The sequence below is a fragment of the Rhodohalobacter sp. genome (assembly GCF_041686455.1).
In the GTDB taxonomy this organism is placed as follows: Bacteria; Bacteroidota; Rhodothermia; order Balneolales; family Balneolaceae; genus Rhodohalobacter.
Genome location: NZ_JAWLDW010000156.1, coordinates 1 through 5,091, shown reverse-complemented (window position 1 = coordinate 5,091; position 5,091 = coordinate 1). Strand labels below are relative to the sequence as shown.

5 protein-coding genes are annotated in these 5,091 nt (G+C 41.2%); 3 read left to right on the top strand and 2 right to left on the bottom strand.

Annotation, left to right across the window (positions count from 1 at the left end; all coding sequences use genetic code 11):
- Positions 1 to 119 (bottom strand): acylphosphatase (locus ACESM0_RS12635; RefSeq protein WP_372906564.1); only part of this gene is annotated, 119 nt, incomplete at its 3' end.
- 131 nt (positions 120 to 250) lie between these two features.
- Between ACESM0_RS12635 and ACESM0_RS12630 the strand changes: the two genes are divergently transcribed.
- From ACESM0_RS12630 to ACESM0_RS12620, 3 genes are read left to right on the top strand one after another with little or no spacing between them, the layout of a single operon-like run.
- Positions 251 to 1,183, top strand: a complete 933-nt coding sequence (locus ACESM0_RS12630) for a hydrogen peroxide-inducible genes activator (RefSeq protein ID WP_372906563.1) — start codon at positions 251 to 253, stop codon at positions 1,181 to 1,183.
- 50 nt (positions 1,184 to 1,233) lie between these two features.
- Positions 1,234 to 1,671, top strand: a complete 438-nt coding sequence (locus ACESM0_RS12625) for a hypothetical protein (RefSeq protein WP_372906562.1) — start codon at positions 1,234 to 1,236, stop codon at positions 1,669 to 1,671.
- Entirely contained in the window at positions 1,668 to 2,651 is a 984-nt protein-coding gene (locus tag ACESM0_RS12620) for a hypothetical protein (RefSeq protein ID WP_372906561.1), read from the top strand. The genes ACESM0_RS12625 and ACESM0_RS12620 overlap by 4 nt, the downstream gene beginning before the upstream one ends.
- Here the strand turns inward: ACESM0_RS12620 and ACESM0_RS12615 are convergent.
- Positions 2,648 to 4,897, bottom strand: coding sequence for a tetratricopeptide repeat protein (locus ACESM0_RS12615; RefSeq protein WP_372906560.1), 2,250 nt, complete (start codon positions 4,895 to 4,897; stop codon positions 2,648 to 2,650). The two genes, ACESM0_RS12620 and ACESM0_RS12615, sit on opposite strands and share 4 nt — an antisense overlap.
- Between the last annotated feature and the right edge of the window lie 194 nt (positions 4,898 to 5,091).

Here is a 5,091-nt window from a genome sequence, read left to right as displayed (position 1 = left end):
TCAACATCTCCGTTATCAAGATTCCGAACCCAGCCTTTGATCCCGAGATCACCGGCATTTGTGCGTGTAAAGTGGCGAAACCCCACTCCCTGAACTCTGCCGGAGATCTTTAATTTCATTTCTTTGAAATTCATATATTTATCCGTCACCATATTCTGTTTGGTTGGTAATGATCATCTTTTATTTGATCTTATAACAATATCTAAGCAAAAGATAATCCATCTGATTCTACCTGAAAGATTTTAAATCCATGACGCTTACACAACTTTCTTACATCATAGCAGTAGACAAATATCGGCATTTTGCAACAGCCGCCGAAAAAAGCTATGTCACTCAGCCTACTCTCAGCATGCAGATTCATAAACTTGAGGATGAACTGGGTGTTACTATCTTCGATCGGTCTAAATCGCCAGTCATTCCTACGGAAATAGGAGAAAAAATTATCGCTCAGGCGAAAATCATCCTTAATGAATCCAAACAGATATCTGATATTGCCAACTTTAAAGAGGATGAACTTCAGGGAAAGTTTAAGGTGGGCATTATTCCAACCATAGCACCATACCTGGTACCACTTTTTATTCGGTCTTTTATCAAAAAATATCCGAATGTTGACCTCATTTTTGAGGAGTTGATCACCAGTGAGGTACTGGAAAAACTGGGGAATGATCAATTGGATGCGGGTATCATTGCCACACCTACAGAAAAAAGTTTCATCTATACAGAAGATCTCTATGTAGAACCATTTGTTGGATATCTGTCGCATAGCCATCCACTTATTGAAAAAGAGAAGCTCACCATCGACGACCTCGACTTAGCAAACATTTGGCTTTTAAGCGAGGGACACTGTTTCCGGGACCAAACCGTGCAGCTCTGTAAAGAGATTAAAGATCATAAAGACCCCTCCGTTGATTTTAAAAGCGGTAATTTAGAAACGCTAAAACGCCTTGTTGAGCAGAATTTTGGAATGACTCTCCTACCCTGGACTGCCATCAGCGAACACAAAGATTCCTGTTCAAACGCGATAATCAAAGAGTTTGAAACACCTGTCCCTTCCAGGAAAGTTCGACTAATCTACGGCAGAAAACATTTGAAGAAAACGATCATTCAGGCATTTAAAGAATCAATCTGTAATTCCATACCGTCCGAATTGAAAGAGGGGAATGAACGGGTTTTGATTGAGTGATGATTTTCAACACTGTAATTAACATATTTTAAAACCACTCTATCTGTTTCATGGAAAACTTCTCAACACAGTGGTTTCTCGCTTTTTACGTATCTCTGGGTGCTTTATTGATAAGCTACGGAGTTTTTCTACTATTTAAGACAGAACGGATGAAAGAGTACTTACTTTCTGTTGCAGAGAATGAAACTCCTCCCCCGGCCTGGAAAAAAATTTTAAAGTACCTTCTTCTTTTTACTCTGCCCGGGCTTTTTCTCTCTTTTATTCCGTTCTCCTGGATTGAGCTTCTCTTCTCGCTTTGGGCTCTGTTGATCATCTTTGTTGCCGGCCAGCTCATTTTAGTCTGGCAACATACCTCACAGGCAATTCTCGAAAACAAAAATACTTTAAAACGAAAAATTCGGTTTGTAGCTGCAAATATGATTTCGATCGGAATTGTTCTGTTTTTATTGACCTATGTACTTCTTGAACGTTCCGAAATCCTCTCATGATTATTAAAAAAACAGGTTATCACGGACTCTATTTCCCGGAGTTTGGTGTGTCTCTCGACGGTTATCATCCCGAAGCAGAATATGCTTTTGTGAGTCACGCTCATGCCGATCACATGCCCCGCAACAAAAATACCAAAGCCTACGCAACAAGCGCCACTCTGGACTTGATGGAGCGCAGAGGTTTTAGAGGAGATAAAAACATTTTATCGTTTCATGAACAGTTCGAATCGGATCGATTCCGTGCAACATTATATCCGGCAGGACATATTTTGGGATCTGCCATGATCTACCTGGAAACTGACCAAGGTACAATTTTATACACCGGTGACTATAAAACACCTCCATCACCTGCAACCGAGGGTTTTGACGCGCCGGATAAGGTTGACCTGCTGATTACTGAAGCCACATTTGGCCTGCCAATTTATCGCTGGAAACCTCTTGATGAGCTTAAACAAGAAATTCAGGATTTTGCAGTCTCATCACTCGAAGATGGATATACGCCGATCTTTCTGGGATACAATTTGGGAAAAGCTCAGGAAATCATGCACATTCTCGCTCCATTAAATCTACCTCTTATGATTCATGGTGCCGGTTTCAAACTGTGTGATGTTTACGAAAAACACGGAGTTGATTTAGGTAACTATTCCACTTATGTGCGCGAAGAGTGTGAGAGAAATATATTAGTCACACCCTCATCAGCTCTCTCGAAAGGGTTCGCCTCAAATGTTTCAAAAACCAGAGTGGCATACTGTTCAGGCTGGGCATCCAATGAATCAAGGCGAACCCAACTTACCGCAGATAAACTCATTGCTCTTTCCGACCATCTCGACTTTTTTGAATTGATCCGTTTCTGTAAGGAACTATCACCAAAAAAAGTTTACATAACGCATACTCCAAACCCGGATGTAGTTCAGCACTATTTGGAAAAGGAAGGGATTGAAAGCTCTTTTATGAACTTTGAATATGAATCTGAAGATTAGTTAAGCTTGGTTTGGTCTATCGGTTCTCTCTCATCTTCTAGTGAATGATCATCACTAACGGCTGTTCCATTAACACTGCCTTCTGCTAATGGAAGCGTAAAGAAGAATGTGGTCCTCACTTTATACTCACTCTCAAACCAAAGCTCTCCGCCGTGCTCTTCGATATACTCTTTACTCAAGTTCAGTCCTAAGCCACTGCCTTTTTCGTTTTTAGTGCCTCGCGTTGTAAAGTGTTCATTGCCAAACAGTTTCGGCTGATCTTCAGTCTTGATTCCAATACCCTCATCAATAATCTGAATTTCAGCATACTGTTTAGACCGGCTGACACTCACCGTAATTGTGTCATTCTCTTTACTGAATTTAATTGCATTGGCAATCAGGTTACGTAGAACAAGCTTCACAATATCGTAATCTGCTTTTACAGTCAGTTCGTCAACCACCTGTGTCTCAATTGAAATTCCCTTGTTTTCGGCCTGAAACCGAACTTGTTCAGTAACGGCTTTGGCTGCCTCCGAAAATTTAAAAACACGTCTGTTTAGCTGAACACCATTCATCTGAGCTTTTGCCCAGGCCAGCAGGTTATCCATCATATTGGAATTATCCTGAATATTCTGATCCAGCGAGTCGAGAATATTATTCCTTTCCGATTTAGACAGGTCATGCTCCCTAATCAGATAGATAAGGCTTTGAAGTGAACTCAACGGACTTCTTAAATCGTGGGCAACAATTGCAAAAAGCTTGTTTTTAACCTGATTAACCTGCTCAAGTTCATCATTCTGTTCTTTTACAGTCTTGTTGACTTCCCGGATTTTTTCATTGGACTCCTCCAGCTCAGAATTGACATCCTTCACTTTCCGGTTTGATCGATTTAAAACAAATGCCACAACCAATAAAAACCCTCCAAGTGAAAACGCAAAAACGATGAGCCATTGCTGCAGGTTTACGCGAGCATGGATTTCCTGTTGTCGAGCTTCAATGATCTCAGCCTGTTGCTCCCTGGTTCGTATATTGAAAAGTGTTTCGTATTCTGCCTGTAATCTGAGTTTCTCATCAGACGCCAGTGAATCTTCAAGTTCATTGAAGCGCTCCAACCACTGTAAAGCTTGCGTTGTATTTCCCGCACGTTTATAGATCTCATACAGCTTACTGTAGGACTCCGTTTGAAGAGCGTGGTATCCTCTACCTTCCGCAATGGACTGAGCTCTGGCATACCACCGGGCTGCTCCACCATAATTATTTCTTTCAGCCTCCAAATCACCTAAGCTGATGGCACTATTGTATTGTCCTTCCACACTTCCCAGTCTAACACTCTCCTCCAATGAAAATAGAAAAATTTCTTCAGCCCGGGACCTGTCACCGCGTTGCGCTTCCATTCTAGCCAGATTGTAATAGATTCGAACTTCCGCTAAACGATCGTCTGCAGCCTCAGCTAAGTCCAACCCTTCTGTGTAGTACTCTTCCGCCAAATCATACCGACCCTGTCCGGAATAGAGATTGCCTTTATTTACAAAAACCCTGCGTAAATTTACTTGATGACCAATATTTCTGCTGATCTCTTCTGAATTGTCCAGATAAAATTCAGCCTGTTCATAATCTTCCATTTCATTAAAAAGATGACCGATGTTATTGGATGTAACAGCAATTAAAACTGAATCCTTAGAATCTTCCGCAAACACAAGAGCGTCGTAAAAATTTCTGAGCGCCACAACCTCTTCTCCCATCGAAGAGTAAACAGATGCGAGGTTCATTCTTAATCCCGCTACCTGATCGCCTCTACCCAATGAGTCAGCAACATGAATTGCCTCCTCGTATAGGTTGGAAGAGAGCACCAGCTGACCGGACATTTGCAGGGCCACCGCTTTTAGGTTTTTTTGTGAATTCATACTCTCGGCAGGAACATTGAGAAACCCTGCCTGGTCGAGCATAATCAGAGCTGAGTCGGGTTTTTCTTTTGATAGATATAGTGATCCCAAGCTTACAAGTGTTTGAAACTGGGCCAAATCTCTCTCTGCTTCAAGTCTGTCTGCAACCTGAAAAGCAAGTAGGTGCCAATCACGCGCCTCTGTAAACTCTCCCCTCATTACCAACTGCTCTCCCAGTTCATTGATAGATTCCACGGTTTCCATGGATGATATAGCGGGGTTCACTACAGAACGCAAACTATCTAAATCGGCTTGCTGGGCATTCACCTCAAACTGTAGGAATTGCAGAAATAATAATATGTGCAGGCAGAGCAGTACCCTCATTCAGCAACAACTTATTTATATTAGATACTTTTAATATAATAGATTATTTGTAAAAACAGCATACGATAAAAAAGAAAATAAATATACACTTAATCACTTTTTGATTTAAAATAAAACGAAGGATTATTTCCCTGAATAAGTCTCTCTTTTTCTACTCTTTTTTTATACAAACGCTCAACGTCTTTCAAGGTATC